This is a genomic window from Frankia sp. KB5 (genome assembly GCF_002099325.1).
In the GTDB taxonomy this organism is placed as follows: domain Bacteria; phylum Actinomycetota; class Actinomycetes; order Frankiales; family Frankiaceae; genus Frankia; species Frankia casuarinae.
In genome coordinates this window covers 1-15,981 of record NZ_MRUJ01000119.1, presented here as the reverse complement: position 1 = coordinate 15,981, position 15,981 = coordinate 1, and the positions used below count along the sequence as shown (strand labels likewise).

The following is a 15,981-nucleotide window of genomic DNA, read 5'->3' as shown; positions in this document are numbered from 1 at the left end:
CGGGGTCCCGATCTCCGGCATCGCCGACCCGGATGGCGCCGATCTCCCGGGGATCATCGTTCATGATTGTTCTCCGGGCAGCACACCACCTGGTTGATCCCCGGGGCGGGCATTCCCTCCGTCGTGTTCAAGGGCCTCCCCTCCGTTTGGGCGACCCAAGCCATGAGGCCGGGGTGATCTGACGACCACGCCCAGGACAGCGGTCCCCGGTAGCCCGCGTTCGGAGCCGAGCGTCCGGCACGTGGACGTGACCCGCCGGACCGGCCCGACAGGTCTGACCAGAATGACATGTGGTTCCGTGGACCGCACGGCCCGGCCGGTGGAAACGGTGTGCCTCGTGTGGTGCCGGCCCCGGGGGCGTCTCCTCCCCGGGGGCGTCTCCTCCCCGGGGGCCCTGACAGCGAGGGTGATGAGGGAGGCGTCAACGGTAGGGGGACCAGCGGACGCCGGTGTCGCCGGAGCGCAGGCTGTCGATCCTGACCCGGAACTGGGCGGCYACCGTCGCGCTGCTCCCCAGGATCGGCACCACGCTCGTCACCAGCTTCAGTTCCCGGACCGCCCGCAGGACGGCGAACCCGTCCCAGGTGGTGACGTCGAAGTCGTAGCCCCGGGCCAGATCGAGGTGGGCCTGAGGATCATGACCGAAGCGTAGCCGGCCGACCGCCACAGGAATCAGGTCCCATTCCGCCGGCCCCAGGCAGGTGGCGTCGAAGTCGCAGAGCAGCGCGCGGCCGTCCGCGGCCCGCACGAGGTTCGCCAGATGCGCGTCCCCATGTATGACGACCCGCGGCAGCGCGTAGCGGATGGTGGGCAGAGCCGCCGCGATCCGGCCGGTCATCTTCTCCAGGAAACGGCGGTCGGGCCCGGGGAGCGCCTCGGCGTCGGATAATCGCCGGCGGACGTCGTCGAGGGGATCCCAGCATGGCAGCGGCGGTTCCGGCGGCGCCAGGGTGTGCAGACCGCGCAGCGCGCCGGCCAGCTCCGCGGTGTCCGGTGCCGGACCGCCGGGCGGGGTGCCGGGTGGCGTCGCGTCGGCCCAGACCGTCGCGAGGAAGCCGGCCGCCGTGACCGGGGCCGGCACGCCGGGGAGCAGCCGGACGGCCGGGACGTGGTTCTCCGCCAGCCAGCGGGCCACCCGGACCACCTTGTTCACCCGATGCGCCATCGCGGCCGATCCGATGATCCGGACAACCGCGCCGGCCCGTGGCAGCCGGTACACCGCGTTCACGGTTCTCTTGATCAGCATGGCATCCGAGTCGTCCAGGCCGGCCTCGGCGCAGATCGCACCGAGGGCGCGGCGGGTCCGCTCCGCGGTGAACCGCGCGTGGTCCGGCGAGCCCGCCGGAGGGTGCCCGCCGTCGGCCACTGCGCCCTCGCACGGTCCTCGTACGGTGGCCGGCGTCAGACCGGCGAGCTCGGCACGGGAACCGCGCGCCCGCCGGGCCGCTGCCGCGCCGCGGAGCGTTGCCACTCCCGGATGAGTACCGCGAGGTCCCGCACCTGGCGCACCTCGCTGTGCGGCCGGGTGGCCGCGAGCAGCTGATCCGCGCGTCCCGAGACGGAGGCCACGGTTCGCCCCCAGGAGATCTGGATCGCCTCGGTGGCCAGGGCGCAGACCTGGTCGAGTTCCAGGCGACCCTGCCGGGCCAGCGCCAGGGCGAGATCGAGGCGGATCACCGACCGGAATCCCGGGGCGTTCATCCCGTCCAGCTTCGGCAGGGCGAGATCCGCGTGTTCCTGGGCGGCCTGTGGTCGRCCGAGTAGACACAGGGCCGTCGTGGCGTTGTAGGGCACCTCGACCGGATTGAACTGGTCGAAACTCGGACCGGGACGGCCCCACTGGTCCGCCGGGATGGCGTCCGCCAGGTCGTACGCCCGGTCCAGGGCCTGGGCCGCGCCCCGCACGTCACCGAGGGCGGCGAGGGCACGCGCCTCCTGGCAGACAAGTCGGGCCCGCACGGCACCGCCACTGACGTGGGTCAGCCCGTCCCGGGCAAGGCGGAGCGCCTCGTCGGGCCGGCCGGCGTAGAACTCGTTGACGGCCGCGACTTCCCGGRCCGAACCGCGAAGCGCACCCTCACCCACCGAGCGCCCCGCCTGGAACCCGAGCGACGTCAGCGACCGCGCGGTCTCGATGTCACCGAGTTTGAAGGCCGCATCCGCACCCAGCACGGCGACCCGCCCCCGCAGCACGTCGCGCCGGTGGGCGTCGCCGGCGGGGATGGACCGCCGGCTGAGTCGCTCCAGGCCGCGGCGCAACCGCTCGGTCTGGGCCAGGATGTGCGCGGGTGGGGTCGCCTCGTGCGCGTCGAGGAGGTCGTCGAGCAGATCGTCGGCGCGTTCCAGGGCGAGCTGGATCGGACTGGCCGCGAGGACGTCCGAGACCTCCATGATCTGTCCCTCGGCGAGGATCGCGGTCATGACCGCCGCTCCCGCATAGCGATGGAACTGCCTGCGGTCCGAGGCACCGGGGGCCGGGGCGCCGAGGCGTGTGGTGTGGGGGGCCGACGACGGTGTCGGCTGCGCCGGGATCGCTCCGCTCACAGCGCCGAATGGTGCTTCGCTCACAGTGCCGAAGGATGGCGTGCCCGCGGGTGCCGGCGACACATCGGTGGGGCTCGTTGCGGCTTTCGTCATCGAAGGCTGGGGCGGTGGCGCCGGCTCGTAGTCCTCGGGGTGGTCGTCCGGAGGGGTGCGCGCCGGCGGGATGACGATCGACTCGGTGGTCGCCCACCAGGGTGGGAGAGGGGCCGCCCGGCTCGCCGGGACCCAGGCCCCGGGGTCGGGCCCGCGCGTCGGTGAAGATCCGCTCGACTGCGGCATGCCGCGCGTCCTTCCTTCAGACAGCACCACGGTCGTGACCGTGACGACAAGGTAGTGGGGGTAGAGCCCACCGCGAGAAGCGACCGACCGGGGGCGCACAGTGAGACCACGCGCCCGCATCGGTGCCGCGACCGCCATCCTCCCTGACGGCGGTCCGGCCGGATCCAGYGATCAACGGCCGAAGTCTCCCGGCGGTCGTACGACGGCCTCGCTGCCGCCGGCCGGTCGTTCCGGTCGCTCTGGTTGGTCCGACCGGATCTGGCCTGTGTCTCGCTTTGTCAATAGTAGGAGGRAGGCTGCGCCGGAGGGTGATGATTATTGGTGCGCAAAGTTCCTGTCATCGTGGCTCTGCGTGGTGTTACCCGGAGGTTTCCTCTGCCGATCATGTTTGGCGGGCAAGCCRGYGGCGGTGCGATGCGGCGGTGGAGCTCGCCGGTCGGCGGTGGCGGGATGAGGAAGGGGGGCGCTGGCAGGACCGACAGGATCGCGCGGCGCAGGCTTGTGGATCATCGCCCCGGCCCGGGAGGGTCCCGGGCGACGAGCCGAGGRAGGCCGGGATGCGGCCCGCCGCCGGTTCGCTCCAGAACGGGAACGAGGCGGCAATAGCTTTGTAATCATGACACCTTGTCATGATTACCGAAAAGGTGAAGCTGGGGGACCCGATGTTGGTCCGATCGGCGCCGGCGTCCATCCCCGCGCTCGGGTCGTCCATCCCCGCGTTCGGGTCGTCCATCCCCGCGTTCGGATCGGTAGCCTCGGTATCGTGGTCGATGGCCCCCCGACGTGCTTTCCGGCCGGCAGGTCGCGCAGCTGGTGTCGACCAGGCCGGCCGTGGTCGGCGCGCCGTGCCTGATGACCGTGTGGCGCGGTGTCCCGCCGATCCGCTGGTCGGGCCGCGGACGAACCTGCCGTCCGCCGACGCGTCCCTGGCCCGTGAGCTCGATGACCTGGCGCACCGGGCCTGGCCGCCGTTGCGCCAGGTCGAACGGGCCGGGTGGGTGCTGCGCGAGTCCGCCGGGTCGTCCCGGCGAGGCAACTCGGTCTGGGCCCGCGGCGACGTGCCCGACCTCGCCGCGGCGCTTGCCACGGTGCGGGATTTCTACACCGCCGCCGGTCTGCCGCCGACCTTCCAGCTGACACCCTTCTCCCGGCCGACCGGGCTCGGCGCGGTCCTCGACGCCGCCGGGTACGACGACACCGGTCCTACCGACGTCTGCACGGCGCCTCTCGCCGGCCTTGTGAGTGGTGCCGACCGGGCACCGGCGGCTGCCGGCTCGGTGGGGATGACCGTCACCACCACGCCGGCGGATGAGTGGCTGGATGTCGCCGGCCAGGTGCTGACGACGTTCAACGCGCAGCGGCCCGGCACGCTCGCGGTGCTCTCGGCGCTGCGGCTGCCCACCATCTACATCACCCTGACCGTGGACGGCATGCCGGCGGCGGTCGGACGCGGCATCGCGGACGACYGTTGGCTGGGTGTCTACAGCATGGCCACCCTGCCCGTGGCCCGTGGCCGGGGCGCGGCCCGCCGGGTTATCGCGGCACTCGCCGAGTGGGCGGCGGGCAGAGGCGCCACTCATGCGTATCTGCAGGTCGAAGAGGTCAGCGCCGCGGCGCGGGGCCTGTACGCCGATCTTGGTTTCCGGCCGGTCTACCGCTACACCTACCGCCGTGCGCCGCTGGACGCGACGTCCGGTGGAGGTCTCCCATGAGCGGGACCGTCGAGGAACTCCTCCTGCCGGGCGGCCTGACCAGGGTGATGGGCGTCGTCAACGTCACGCCGGACTCGTTCTCGGACGGCGGTACCTACCTCGATCCGCTGGACGCGGTCCGGGCCGGGCTGCGGATGGCCGACGACGGGGCGGATCTCGTCGACGTCGGTGGTGAGTCGACCCGACCGGGCGCGTCTCGGGTCATCGCCGCCGAGGAGATGCGTCGCGTGCTTCCGGTGGTGGCCGAGCTCGCCGCCGCGGGCGTCCGGGTCAGCGTCGACACCAGCCGTGCCGCTGTGGCCGCCGCCGCGGTCGACGCCGGGGCGGTGCTCGTCAACGACGTGTCCGGCGGCGCCGATCCCGATCTGCTCGGTCTCGTCGCCGACCGTGGCGTGCACTACGTGCTGATGCATGGGCGGGGGACCAGTGCGGACATGGCGTCCCGGGCGGTGTACCGCGACGTGGTCGCGGAGGTGGTCGCGGAGCTCGTGGACCGGCTCGGGGCCGTGCTGGCCGCCGGGATCGCCGAGGATCGGGTCATCCTCGACCCCGGCATCGGCTTCGCCAAGACCGCCCGGCACAACTGGACGCTTCTGCGCCACATCGACGCCTTCGTCGCGCTCGGCCGGCCGCTGCTCGTCGGCACGTCCCGCAAGTCGTTTCTCGGCTCGGTACTGGCGGACGCGAACGGCCCGGCCCGGCCGGTCGCCGACCGGGACGACGCCACCCAGGCGACCACCGCGTTGCTGGCCGCGGCCGGGGTGTGGGGCGTGCGGGTGCACGCCGTCCGGCCTGCCGCCGACGCCGTGCGGGTCGTGCGCGCCTGGCGGGACGATAGTGACCGGCGCGGGGACGGACCCGAGGCCGATCCCGGCCGGGCCGTGGATCCCGGCCGCGTGGAAGATCGGGAGGTTCCGTGGGCTCCGCGGTGACGGGCTCCGCAGCGGAGGTCGCCTCCCAATCGAGGGCCACGTCGCTCGACCGGATCACCCTGTCGGGGCTGCGGGCTCGCGGCTACCACGGGGTTCTGGCGGCGGAACGGGATCTTGGCCAGGAGTTCGTCGTCGATGCCACGCTGTGGCTCGACCTCTCTTCGGCGGCGTTCCACGACGACGTGACCCGCACCGTGCACTACGGCGAGCTTGCCGAGACCCTTGCCGGGATCGTCACCGGAGAACCCGTGAATCTGATTGAGACCCTCGCCGATCGACTCGTCCGCGCCTGTCTGCGGGACGGTCGGGTGATGCGGGCCGAGGTGACTGTCCACAAGCCCGCGGCCCCGATCGCGGTTCCGTTCGCCGATGTCGCGGTGACGATCGTCCGCAACCGGGTCGACGGCGTCGAGTCGGTGACCGCGCCGRCCGCGGCCGCGGGGGTCGTCACCGATGGCGGGTGACCGGATGATGACCCGGCCGGAGCATGCGGTGCTGTCGCTCGGGTCCAACCTCGGCGATCGTCTGGGCCGGYTGTCCGCCGCCGTCCATCGGCTCGACCGCGCGCTGGGGGTGCTCGCCGGCTCACCGGTGTACGAGACGGCACCCGTCGGTGGACCCGAGCAGGACGACTACCTGAACGCCGTCGTCCTGGTGCGCCCGGCACCCCCGCGTGATCTGCTCGAGGTCGTCCGCGAGGTGGAGGAACGGGCCGCGCGGGTCCGGGCCGTCCGGTGGGGCCCGCGAACGCTCGACGTCGATGTCATCGCGATCGGTGACCTGCGCAGTGACGACCCCGAGATCCTCGTGCCGCATCCCCGAGCACATCTGCGGGCCTTCGTCTGCGTGCCCTGGCTGGACGTTGATCCCGAGGCGACGCTGCCCGGGYACGGGCGGGTCGCCGATCTGGTCGCCCGGATGGCCGCGGGGAAGCACCCGGCCGGTCTGCGCCGGATCCCGTGGTCGCTGTCGGATCCCGTGGTCGAGGCGGATCCGGGGGCCGATGCCGTCACCGATCCCGCCGTCGGCGGCAGTGACGCCGAAGAGGCGGCCAGGTGAGACCGACCCGGGCACGTGATCTCATCGCGGTCGCGGTGGCGTTCGGGGTACTCGGGTACCTGCTGCTGTGGTGGGCGTACCGATCGATTCCCACGCTGCCGCGAACGGCGTCGGTGTCGGTTCTCATGATCGGTGCCATCGAGCTCCAGGTCGCATCCCTGACCCGTCGCCGGCTGGAGGGGCGGCCGGGAACGCGGCCGATCCTCCCGCTCACGGTCGCCCGGCTCGCCGCGTTGGCCAAGGCGAGCTCCGTCGTCGGAGCGGCGCTCGCCGGCATCTGGGCGGGTGTGTTCGGCTACACCATGCCCCGCACGGGGGAGTTCCCGACCGCGGGCGGCGACGCGCTCACCGCGGGTCTCGGGTTGGCTGCGGCGATGGTGCTGTTAACCGGGGGCCTCATCCTCGAACGGGTGTGCCGGGTCAAGAAGCGTTAGCCCGGCCCGGCCCGGCCCGGCTCCGGGAGGAATGTCCTGATGGAACACCGAAAAGTGGTGTGATCACCGATGGGCCGCCTGTTCCGATTCGTATTGGTAGGACTACTCTGGGGTAGATTGCGATATATGACCGTGGTCGGTGTCGGGGTTGTCCTGGGCCACCTCCGTAGGGTGGTGATTGTCGGCGTTGTTCGCGTCGTCGGTGGATGGTGCGGTGACGTGGCGCCCAGGCGCCGGGGGCGGGAAGGGGCGGGTGATGGTCGCTGAGGGCAGGAACTCGCACGGTGGCACGCGCGCGCAGCCGCGACTGAACCATGGTCGGGTGGACCATGGTCGGGTGGGCGATGGCGCCGATCCCGGCCCACCCGCCGGTCCGGTTCGCGACCCGGCGCGGAACTTCTCGGACCCCGTGCGTGATCTCCCTGCCAACGCGGCTCGGGCCGCTCCCCGGTCGGGTCCGGCAGCTGAGGGAACCGCCGCGCCCCGGCGCCGCCAGCCGTCCGAGGGCCGGATCGTCGCGTTCAGCACGCTGGCGACGAGATCCGCCAGGAGGCCCGAGCCCCGCCACTCGCCGCGAGCCGCCGCGCCGACGTTCGACGGACCGGCGTACGGTGACAATCCAACACCGTACGATATCGTACAATCTCATACAGTGACGCCAGCGCAGGTTGATCGGCCGGCCTCGGCCTGGCGGCCCCCGGGCGGGCCGGTCCCGCCCGGGGAGCGGCCCGAGCCGGCGCAGCGATCCGAGCCGGCGCAGCGATCCGACCATCGCGGCGGTTGGCCCGACCCACGCGGCGCGGGTGTCTCCCCGCCGGGTGGGGTCGATGCCCCCCGGCACCGACCCGCGTATTCCTCGTCTCCCCCGGACCCGCGCGCGCCGTCCGGGCTGGACCGGGGATCTCCTCCGGACCCGGACGGCTTCTCCCGGGGAGGCGGTCGGCCGGGTTCCGGACTTCGGCCGGGTTCCGGGCTACTGGACGAGGTCAGCTTCACCGGGTACCAGCACGCGATCAGGGACGACGGCCCACGGACCGCCGGGGAACCCCGGCGCGCCCCGGATCGGATGTCACCGGGCGCTGCCTCCGGCCGGCCACGAGCGGACCCGCCGGGACAGGGTCGGCGGGGGAGTCCTGAAGTCGACGGGCCGGATGCCGGCGACGCTGCCGCCGTCTCGGAGCCGGCCCGCCCGCACGGCCGCGTGGCCGGTAGCCGAGCCCGTACCCGAGCCGGTACCCGAGTCCCGGCTGGAGGGGGCCGCCAGCCGCGTAACCCGGTACTCAGCGCGATTCAGGCGGCGGTGCTCGCGGCGGTCCTCGTCGTCGGCGTCTCGCTCGGCCGGACACTGGCCCTGCCCGGTGACGCCGGGACGATGTCCCGGGTCGCGGACTGGGGACGGGTGAACCATCTGTCCTTCCTCGTGGATCAGTTCGACCGGCGTCGTTAGGGCTTGGACCGGCGCCGTCGGCGGAGATTGGGCTTCGCGGCTCAGGCCCGTAAAAAGTTCGCAAAGATGGCATACAACGCAGAGGTTTGTCGACCAGAGAGCGATTGTTGTCACCGTTGCCGTACTTGTCGCTTTATGGTCTCCATTGAGTATGATCGAAGCAATGTCCAGGTAACCTGTGGATCCTCGGCCACGCGGACCATCCGGGCCGGCGGAGCAGGAGAAGCGGTCCCGGCGAAATTGGTTGCGCCCAGTTTGCCGAATCCTCTTGCATCCGATGGCCCCGGGCGTGTGAAATCGGTATCGGTAGGTCTGTCGCATTCCGTCGACCTCGCCGCGAAGAGGCCCGTCTCGGGCATCCTGGTCGCCGATGTTCGGCCGAGCGCGCGTCCTGGCCTGCCAAAGCATCCAGGGAGGCCACGTGCGTCCAAGACCCGCACCTTCTCCTGCGGCACCCCTGACCGTGAACAGTGGCGGCCAGGGGCGGGTGGGCCAGGACCGGGCCGGGCAGGGCCATGCCGGCAACGGCCGGGCCGGGCAGCTCCCGGACGCCTCCGACGGACCCGGCCGGCTGCCCACCGAGGCCGAGGCCGCCGCGATCACGGCGGCGGTCTTCGACAGCCCGCTGGTGTCCAGGGTGTCGCCGGATGGTCTGCGCATCACCGGCATCCGCACCTCGACCGGCGCACCCGACTGGGCGTTTGCGGTGTTGTCTCCGCTGGGCGGTACCGATCCGGCGATCGCGGTACTGCGGTGGGACACCAGCTGCGGATGGGTGCTCGATCAGGTGGGGACGGCCCGGGTCGGGATCGGCGGTGGAGCGRCTGGACGGCACGACGACCTGCCGCGCGGGGCCATCACCCGTCGCCGCGGTGCCGGTGTCCGCCGCGGTTGCGAATCCGGCATCCGCCCAGGTGACGCGGCACGGCCCGGCTGAGCGACGGCGCCCTGTCGGCCTGGCGTCGCGCCAGCTACCGTCGTGAGGGTGTCGATGCCGGCCGCCGAGGCCTCAGGACAGCGCCCGTGACCCTTGTGGACTGGTTGCGTGCGCTTCCGGATCAGGCGTTGACCCGGCTCTTCCTCCTACGGCCGGACCTGGCGACGCCGCCCCCACCGGACTTCGAGGTGCTTGCGGCCCGCCTGGAGATCCGGGTCAGCGTGGCCCGCGCGTTGGAACGTCTCGACACGGGCGCCTGCGAGCTCCTGGAGGCGTTGACGATCCTTCCCCGGCCGGTGTCCCTGGCGGAGCTGACAAGGTTCTGCGGGCATTCGGAGGTGTCCGAGCCGGTGGGCCGGCTTCGTGACCTCGGGCTCATCTGGGGCGACGATGCCGAGCTGCGGGTCACCGGGATGGTCGTCGACCTCCTCGGCGTGCGCCCGCTGGGGCTCGGCCGTCCCGTGCGAGCCTGCCTGACGACGTACCGGCAGTCCCAGCTCGCCCGGCTCCTGACCGCGGCCGGCCTGCCGGTGCCCCGGGGCGCGGTCGACGAGACGACGACCGGGGTCGCCGTCCGGGAAGCGATGATCGACGCGTTGAGCGACGCCTTCGCGGACGCGGATCGGGTGCGGGAGTGGATCGAGACCTGCTCCTCCCGGGCGCGGCAGCTGCTGGACCGGCTGGCCGCGGGTCCGGCGCTCGGCGCCACCACGGAGGCGGGCCGGTTGCTGGGGGTGTCCGCGGCCCGAACCCCGGTGGAGGAACTACTCGCCCGCGGCCTGCTCGTCGGATTGGACGAGGAGACCGTCGAGCTGCCGCGCGAGGTTGGGCTGGTCGTGCGCGGCGAGCATCCGGCCGGGGTCCTGCACCCGCATCCGCCCGCCGTCGAGGGAGAGGTCGTCGGGGTGGCGGCGGTTGACGCCGTGGCGGCCCTGGCGGCGGACACCCTCGTCCGGTGGGTCACCACCCTGCTGGACGCTTGGGGCGCGAGCCCGGTCACTCCGCTGCGCACCGGCGGGTTGAGCGTGCGGGACCTGCGGGCCGCCGCGAAACTGCTCGACGTTGACGAGCGGACCGCGGCCTTCGTGGTGGAGCTGGCCGCGGCGGCCGGCCTGGTTGACGCGACCGCGGGGGTTGACGTCCAGTACGTGCCGACCACGGCCTACGACCGCTGGGGCACCGACCTGGTGGCGGCCCGGTGGGCCGTACTGGTCGAGGGCTGGCTGCGCTCGCCGACCGCCGCCTGGCTGGTCGGCGAGCGGGACGAACGGGGCCGGCAGATCGCTCCCCTGTCGCTGGACGTGCGGCGGCCGGCCGTGCAGGACCTGCGTGCCCAGGTCCTGCGGGCGCTGGCCGCGGCGCCCGCAGGGGTGGTGCCGACCGCGGAGTCGTTGCGTGCCCTGCTGACCTGGCGAGCGCCCCGGCGCGGCGGAATGCTGCTCGCCGGGATGATCGACGGAACGATCGTCGAGGCCGAGCTGCTCGGGCTGACCGGCCGGGGCGCGCCGAGCACGGTCGGTCGGTTACTCGCCGCCCAGCTCGACGCGGAGAACGCCGATCCGACGCGGAACGTGGGCGTGCCGAGCCGATCGGCGGCTGGTGATCCAGGGCTGTGCGTCAGGCTCGCCGACGCGCTTGCGCCGCTGCTGCCCGAGCCGGTCGAGGAGCTGCTGCTGCAGGGGGATCTCACCGCGGTTGCCCCGGGCCCGCTGGTACCCCGGGTGGCTGCGGAGCTGGCGCGGATGGCGGATGTCGAGTCCGCGGGCGCGGCCACCGTCTATCGGTTCTCCGAGGCCTCGCTGCGTCGCGGCCTGGACTCGGGCCTGGTAGCGGAGGACATCCACGCGATGCTCGTCCGTCTCGGTCGAGGCGGGGTGCCGCAGGCCCTCACCTATCTGATCGACGACACCGCCCGGCGGCACGGCCGGTTGCGGGCCGGTCCCGCCGCGAGCTACCTGCGCTGCGAGGACACGGCGCTGCTCGCCGAGGTGGTCGCCAACCGGCGTACCCAGGCGTTGGGGCTGCGCCGGATCGCGCCGACGATCGTCATCTCCCCACTGCCGACCGCGGAGATGCTCGCCGGCCTGCGCAACGCCGGGTTCGCCCCGGTCGCGGAGGCCCCGGACGGGCGGGTGGTGCTGCGCCGGCCCGCCGCCCATCGGACGCCGGCGCGTCCCCGCGCGGCGTTGGTCGACGTGGCCGACACCCGGATCAACCAGCTGCGCGACGTGGTCCGGCTGGTCCGCCGGGGCGACGACAGCGCGCGGGCGGTCCGGGCGRCCGGCGAGGTTCCCGGCATCGAGGTCGGGCTCACCCGGTCCGCGCCGTTGATCCTGGTGCTGCTGCAGGGAGCCKTCCGGGACCGGCGCCGGGTGCTGCTGGGCTACGTTGACCAGCAGGGTGCGCCGAGCGACCGGATCGTGCGGCCCACCGTCGTCGAGGGCGGCTGGCTCACCGCGTGGGACGAACTCAGCGCCGGCCCGCGTCGTTTCGTCCTGCACCGGGTGACCGGCGTCGCTGACATCGACGACGCGTTCGGCGGACCGCCGGTGGCGGCGGACTGGTCGGCCGCCGCGGAGGATCTCGCCGATCCGCCATGAGCCGGGCGGGCCGGTGGGCCGGTGGGCCGGTACCTGTACCGGTACCGGTGTGCCCGCTTGCCCGCGGGACCCGCGGTGGTTTCGGTCGGGCTTCGGCCCCTCTGGTTACCGTGTCGGTGGTCGGCTGTACCGTCGAAGGGCGCCGGTGAACGAGCAGCGCGCCGCCGGTGTGATCGTGCCGGTGCTACGCCGGTGGCCCGCACCGCACCGATCGGTGCAGGGCGGCTCGTGTTGGTGGTTCACTGATGGGTCGATACCCACGGCGGAACCTACGGCGGACGGAAAGGGCGGTGGCGGGTGACGGACGGCCCGTTGATCGTCCAGTCGGACAAGACGTTGCTGCTCGAGGTCGAGCATCCCAGTGCTGTCGAGGCGCGGTCGGCCATCGCTCCGTTCGCCGAGCTCGAACGGTCTCCGGAGYACGTGCACACCTATCGGGTGACGCCGCTGGCGCTGTGGAACGCCCGGGCCGCCGGTCATGACGCCGAGCAGGTTGTCGATGCGCTGGTTCGCTTCTCCCGTTACGCCGTGCCGCACGCCCTGCTCGTCGACATCGCCGACACGATGGATCGCTACGGTCGGCTGCGCCTGGAAAATGACCCGGCCCACGGGTTGGTGTTGCGTGCTCTCGACCGGGTGGTGCTCGTCGAGGTGGCCCGGGCCAAGAAGGTCGTGCCGATGCTCGGCTCCCGCATCGACGACGACACGATCGCCGTGCACCCCTCCGAGCGCGGCCGGCTCAAGCAGGTGCTGCTCAAACTCGGGTGGCCGGCGGAGGATCTCGCCGGCTACGTCGACGGCGAGGCGCACCGGATCGACCTGCGCCAGGACGGCTGGGAGCTGCGCGACTACCAGAAGGGCGCGGTAGCCGGGTTCTGGGAGGGCGGGTCGGGGGTCGTCGTGCTGCCTGCGGGCGCCGGGAAGACCATCGTCGGCGCCGCGGCCATGGCCCAGGCCGGGGCGACCACGCTGATCCTGGTTACGAACACGGTCGCCGGCCGGCAGTGGCGGCACGAGCTGCTGCGCCGCACCTCGCTGACCGAGGAGGAGATCGGCGAGTACTCCGGGGAGCGCAAGGAGATCCGGCCGGTCACCATCGCCACCTACCAGGTGATGACGGCCCGGCGTAAGGGCGAATACCTGCACCTGGAGTTGTTCGGGGCCCGGGACTGGGGTCTGATCGTCTACGACGAGGTGCATCTGCTCCCGGCGCCGGTCTTCCGGATGACCGCCGACATCCAGTCCCGTCGTCGGCTCGGCCTGACCGCGACCCTCGTCCGGGAGGACGGCCGGGAGGGCGACGTCTTCTCGTTGATCGRGCCGAAGCGGTATGACGCCCCGTGGCGGGAGATCGAGGCACAGGGCTGGATCGCGCCGGCGCAGTGCACCGAGGTGCGCGTCACGCTCACCGAGGACGAGCGGATGGCCTACGCCGTCGCCGAGCCGGRGGAGCGGTACCGGATGTGTRCCACCGCCCGCAGCAAGCGGGCGGTGGTGGAGCGTCTCGTCCGCCAGCACTCCGATGACCGGGTGCTGGTGATCGGCGCGTATCTCGACCAGCTCGACGAGCTCGGGGAACTGTTGGACGCCCCGGTCATCCAGGGTTCCACCCGTAACCGGGAGCGGGAGCGACTGTTCGAGGCGTTCCGGACCGGGGAGATCACCACACTGGTCGTTTCCAAGGTCGCGAATGTCTCCATCGACCTGCCGGAGGCCGGGGTGGCCGTGCAGGTCTCGGGCACGTTCGGTTCCCGCCAGGAGGAGGCCCAGCGGCTCGGTCGGGTRCTGCGGCCCAAGGCCGACGGCCGCACGGCGCACTTCTACACGGTGGTGGCCCGCGACACCCTTGACCAGGAGTACGCGGCGCACCGCCAGCGATTCCTCGCCGAGCAGGGCTACGCCTACACCATCGTCGACGCCGACGACGTCTGCTAGCCCCGCACGGGCCTTCGGCGGGCTTCCCGGGGTAGCGGTCGGCGTCGCGCCATCACTCCGAGTCGGGCGGGTCGATCAGCTCGGCCGGCTGGATCGCCACCGGAAAGGGCTGGGTGGCGGTGAAGGTCTCCTTCCCGCTGACCGTGCGGGTGGCGAGGTACGCGTCGGCGACCAGGTCGTACGCCTCGATGGTGGCGGTGTCCGGGTCGATCAGCCAGCAGGACGGCACGCCGCGTTGCCGGTAGAGATCGAGTTTGAGGGTGCGGTTGTAGCGCCGGGTGCTGGCGTCGGCCACTTCGATGACGAGGGACGGGGTGTCCCGGAACCGACGGCCGGTGTCACCACTCGCCGCCGCCACCACGACGTCCGGCACGAKCAGACTGCGGGGGGACAGCTCCACCCCGATCCCGGCCGGCAGGATATGAGCTCCGGAGGTGGCCGTGTCCGCCAGGATCCGGACCAGGCGCGCCGTGACGCGGGCCCGCAGCGGTGTCGGCCATGGTCRCAGGACGCACAAGCCGTCCAGGAGTTCGAACCGAGCGTCGTCATGCCCGCCCGTGTCGAGATCTTCCACGGTGACCGGGGGGGTGGGAACGGTCATCGAGGGGCGATGGGAGCGCGGCTGTGCGGGGGCCTGAACCACGATGGCTATCGTGCCTGTTGCCGTGGCCGCTGTCTAAAGCTGGCATGCGTTAATTGTCCGTGTCGCGACAAAAGGTCGAAGTCTAACGAAGACGACCTTCGAATTGTTCAAAAGGAGTGATATAAAGCTCTTGTCTCTTGGATTACCCGATGATAATTTGGTCGCCGTCGATGGCGGCCGAGAAGAGCGTTCTTGGAAAGATCGTCTTTGGGAGTGCCTTCCGGCGTTCGCTCCGTCCCGAGTGGCGCCCGGCTCCCACGCCAGAGAGCTTGCCCCCGCGGAACCTCCCGTCCGCGGGGGCAAGCCTTTCCCCGCACGGAGCCTTCGGCCGTGATGCACGGGCGAACGCACGAGGGCGGCCCCGGGAGAACCGGAGCCGCCCTCGTCCAGACGGTGGTGCAGGGTACAGCGGGTGACGAGCTGGACTAGAAGTCCATGTCGCCGCYGCCGCCCGGGACTGCCGGGGCCGGGTTCTTCTCCGGCTTGTCGGCGATGACGGCCTCGGTGGTGAGGAACAGSCCGGCGATSGAYGCGGCRTTCTGCAGGGCGGAGCGGGTGACCTTGGCCGGGTCGATGATGCCGGTGCCGATCAGGTCGACGTACTCGCCGGTGGCCGCGTTCAGGCCGTGGCCGGTCGGCAGGTTGCGGACCTTCTCGACCACGACGCCGCCYTCSAGRCCGSYRTTGAMSGCGATCTGCTTGATGGGCGCCTCGAGCGCGAGCCGGACGATGTTGGCACCGGTCGCCTCGTCGCCGGACAGGTCCAACTTCTCGAAGGCAGTGATCGACGCCTGGAGCAGCGCGACGCCGCCACCGGCGACGATGCCCTCCTCGACAGCGGCCTTCGCGTTGGACACCGCGTCCTCGATGCGGTGCTTCTTCTCCTTGAGCTCGACCTCGGTGGCCGCGCCGACCTTGATGACGGCGACGCCGCCAGCCAGCTTCGCGAGCCGCTCCTGGAGCTTCTCGCGGTCGTAGTCCGAGTCCGACTTCTCGATCTCGTTGCGGATCTGGCTGACCCGACCGGCGATCTGGTCGGGGTCGCCGGCACCCTCGACGACGGTCGTCTCGTCCTTGGTAACGACAATCTTCCGGGCACGGCCGAGCAGGTCGAGCGAGGTGCTCTCGAGCTTGAGGCCGACGTCCTCGGAGATGACCTGACCACCGGTCAGGATGGCGATGTCGCCCAGGATCRCCTTGCGGCGGTCACCGAAGCCGGGGGCCTTCACCGCGGCGCTCTTGAAGGTGCCGCGGATCTTGTTGACGACCAGGGTGGCCAGCGCCTCGCCCTCGACATCTTCGGCGATGATCGCCAGCGGCTTACCGGTCTGCATGACCTTCTCCAGCAGCGGGAGCAGGTCCTTGACCGCGGAGATCTTGCTGTTGACGATCAGGATGTACGGGTCGTCCAGGACGGCTTCCTGACGGTCCGCGTCCGTGACGAAGTACGGCGAGATGT

At 71.9% G+C, this 15,981-nt stretch carries 13 protein-coding genes; 9 read left to right on the top strand and 4 right to left on the bottom strand.

The features are described 5' to 3' along the window. Nucleotides 1–421 precede the first annotated feature (421 nt). Both KBI5_RS12915 and KBI5_RS12910 read right to left on the bottom strand, forming a co-directional pair. A complete protein-coding gene (locus KBI5_RS12915; RefSeq protein WP_043590524.1) occupies nt 422–1,366 on the bottom strand; it encodes an aminoglycoside phosphotransferase family protein in 945 nt (314 codons plus the stop codon). A gap of 35 nt (nt 1,367–1,401) precedes the next feature. Further along, a complete protein-coding gene (locus KBI5_RS12910; RefSeq protein ID WP_085015365.1) occupies nt 1,402–2,823 on the bottom strand; it encodes a hypothetical protein in 1,422 nt (473 codons plus the stop codon). Between the two features lie 845 nt (nt 2,824–3,668). Here KBI5_RS12910 and KBI5_RS12905 point away from each other — a divergent pair. The 9 genes from KBI5_RS12905 to KBI5_RS12865 all read left to right on the top strand — a co-directional run bounded on the left by KBI5_RS12905 (nt 3,669) and on the right by KBI5_RS12865 (nt 13,879). Further along, nucleotides 3,669–4,535 (top strand): GNAT family N-acetyltransferase, encoded by an 867-nt coding sequence (locus KBI5_RS12905; protein ID WP_198537688.1) that lies wholly within the window; start codon nt 3,669–3,671, stop codon nt 4,533–4,535. Next, a complete protein-coding gene (gene folP / locus KBI5_RS12900; protein ID WP_011438761.1) occupies nt 4,532–5,467 on the top strand; it encodes a dihydropteroate synthase in 936 nt (311 codons plus the stop codon). Before KBI5_RS12905 ends, folP begins: the two co-directional genes overlap by 4 nt. After that, nucleotides 5,464–5,931, top strand: coding sequence for a dihydroneopterin aldolase (folB, locus tag KBI5_RS12895; RefSeq protein ID WP_085015363.1), 468 nt, complete (start codon nt 5,464–5,466; stop codon nt 5,929–5,931). Before folP ends, folB begins: the two co-directional genes overlap by 4 nt. Then, nucleotides 5,921–6,526, top strand: a complete 606-nt coding sequence (folK, locus tag KBI5_RS12890) for a 2-amino-4-hydroxy-6-hydroxymethyldihydropteridine diphosphokinase (RefSeq protein ID WP_085015362.1) — start codon at nt 5,921–5,923, stop codon at nt 6,524–6,526. Before folB ends, folK begins: the two co-directional genes overlap by 11 nt. Then, nucleotides 6,523–6,960: a DUF3180 domain-containing protein gene (locus KBI5_RS12885; protein ID WP_011438758.1), complete on the top strand. Its 438-nt coding sequence runs from the start codon at nt 6,523–6,525 to the stop codon at nt 6,958–6,960. Before folK ends, KBI5_RS12885 begins: the two co-directional genes overlap by 4 nt. 652 nt (nt 6,961–7,612) lie before the next feature. After that, the gene (locus KBI5_RS25885) at nt 7,613–8,407 is read left to right on the top strand and encodes a hypothetical protein (RefSeq protein WP_133057020.1); all 795 of its coding nucleotides are present in this window, start codon (nt 7,613–7,615) and stop codon (nt 8,405–8,407) included. A 421-nt stretch (nt 8,408–8,828) separates the two neighbouring features. Beyond that, nucleotides 8,829–9,344 (top strand): hypothetical protein, encoded by a 516-nt coding sequence (locus tag KBI5_RS12875; RefSeq protein ID WP_085015360.1) that lies wholly within the window; start codon nt 8,829–8,831, stop codon nt 9,342–9,344. A gap of 86 nt (nt 9,345–9,430) precedes the next feature. Continuing rightward, nucleotides 9,431–11,944: a helicase-associated domain-containing protein gene (locus KBI5_RS12870; protein ID WP_085015359.1), complete on the top strand. Its 2,514-nt coding sequence runs from the start codon at nt 9,431–9,433 to the stop codon at nt 11,942–11,944. Between the two features lie 297 nt (nt 11,945–12,241). Next, nucleotides 12,242–13,879, top strand: a complete 1,638-nt coding sequence (locus tag KBI5_RS12865) for a DNA repair helicase XPB (protein ID WP_085015358.1) — start codon at nt 12,242–12,244, stop codon at nt 13,877–13,879. A 52-nt stretch (nt 13,880–13,931) separates the two neighbouring features. Here the strand turns inward: KBI5_RS12865 and KBI5_RS12860 are convergent, their stop codons facing one another. After that, nucleotides 13,932–14,480: a Uma2 family endonuclease gene (locus KBI5_RS12860; protein ID WP_085015357.1), complete on the bottom strand. Its 549-nt coding sequence runs from the start codon at nt 14,478–14,480 to the stop codon at nt 13,932–13,934. Between the two features lie 467 nt (nt 14,481–14,947). Continuing rightward, the coding region (groEL, locus tag KBI5_RS12855; protein ID WP_116289908.1) for a chaperonin GroEL at nt 14,948–15,981 on the bottom strand (1,034 nt) is incomplete at its 5' end.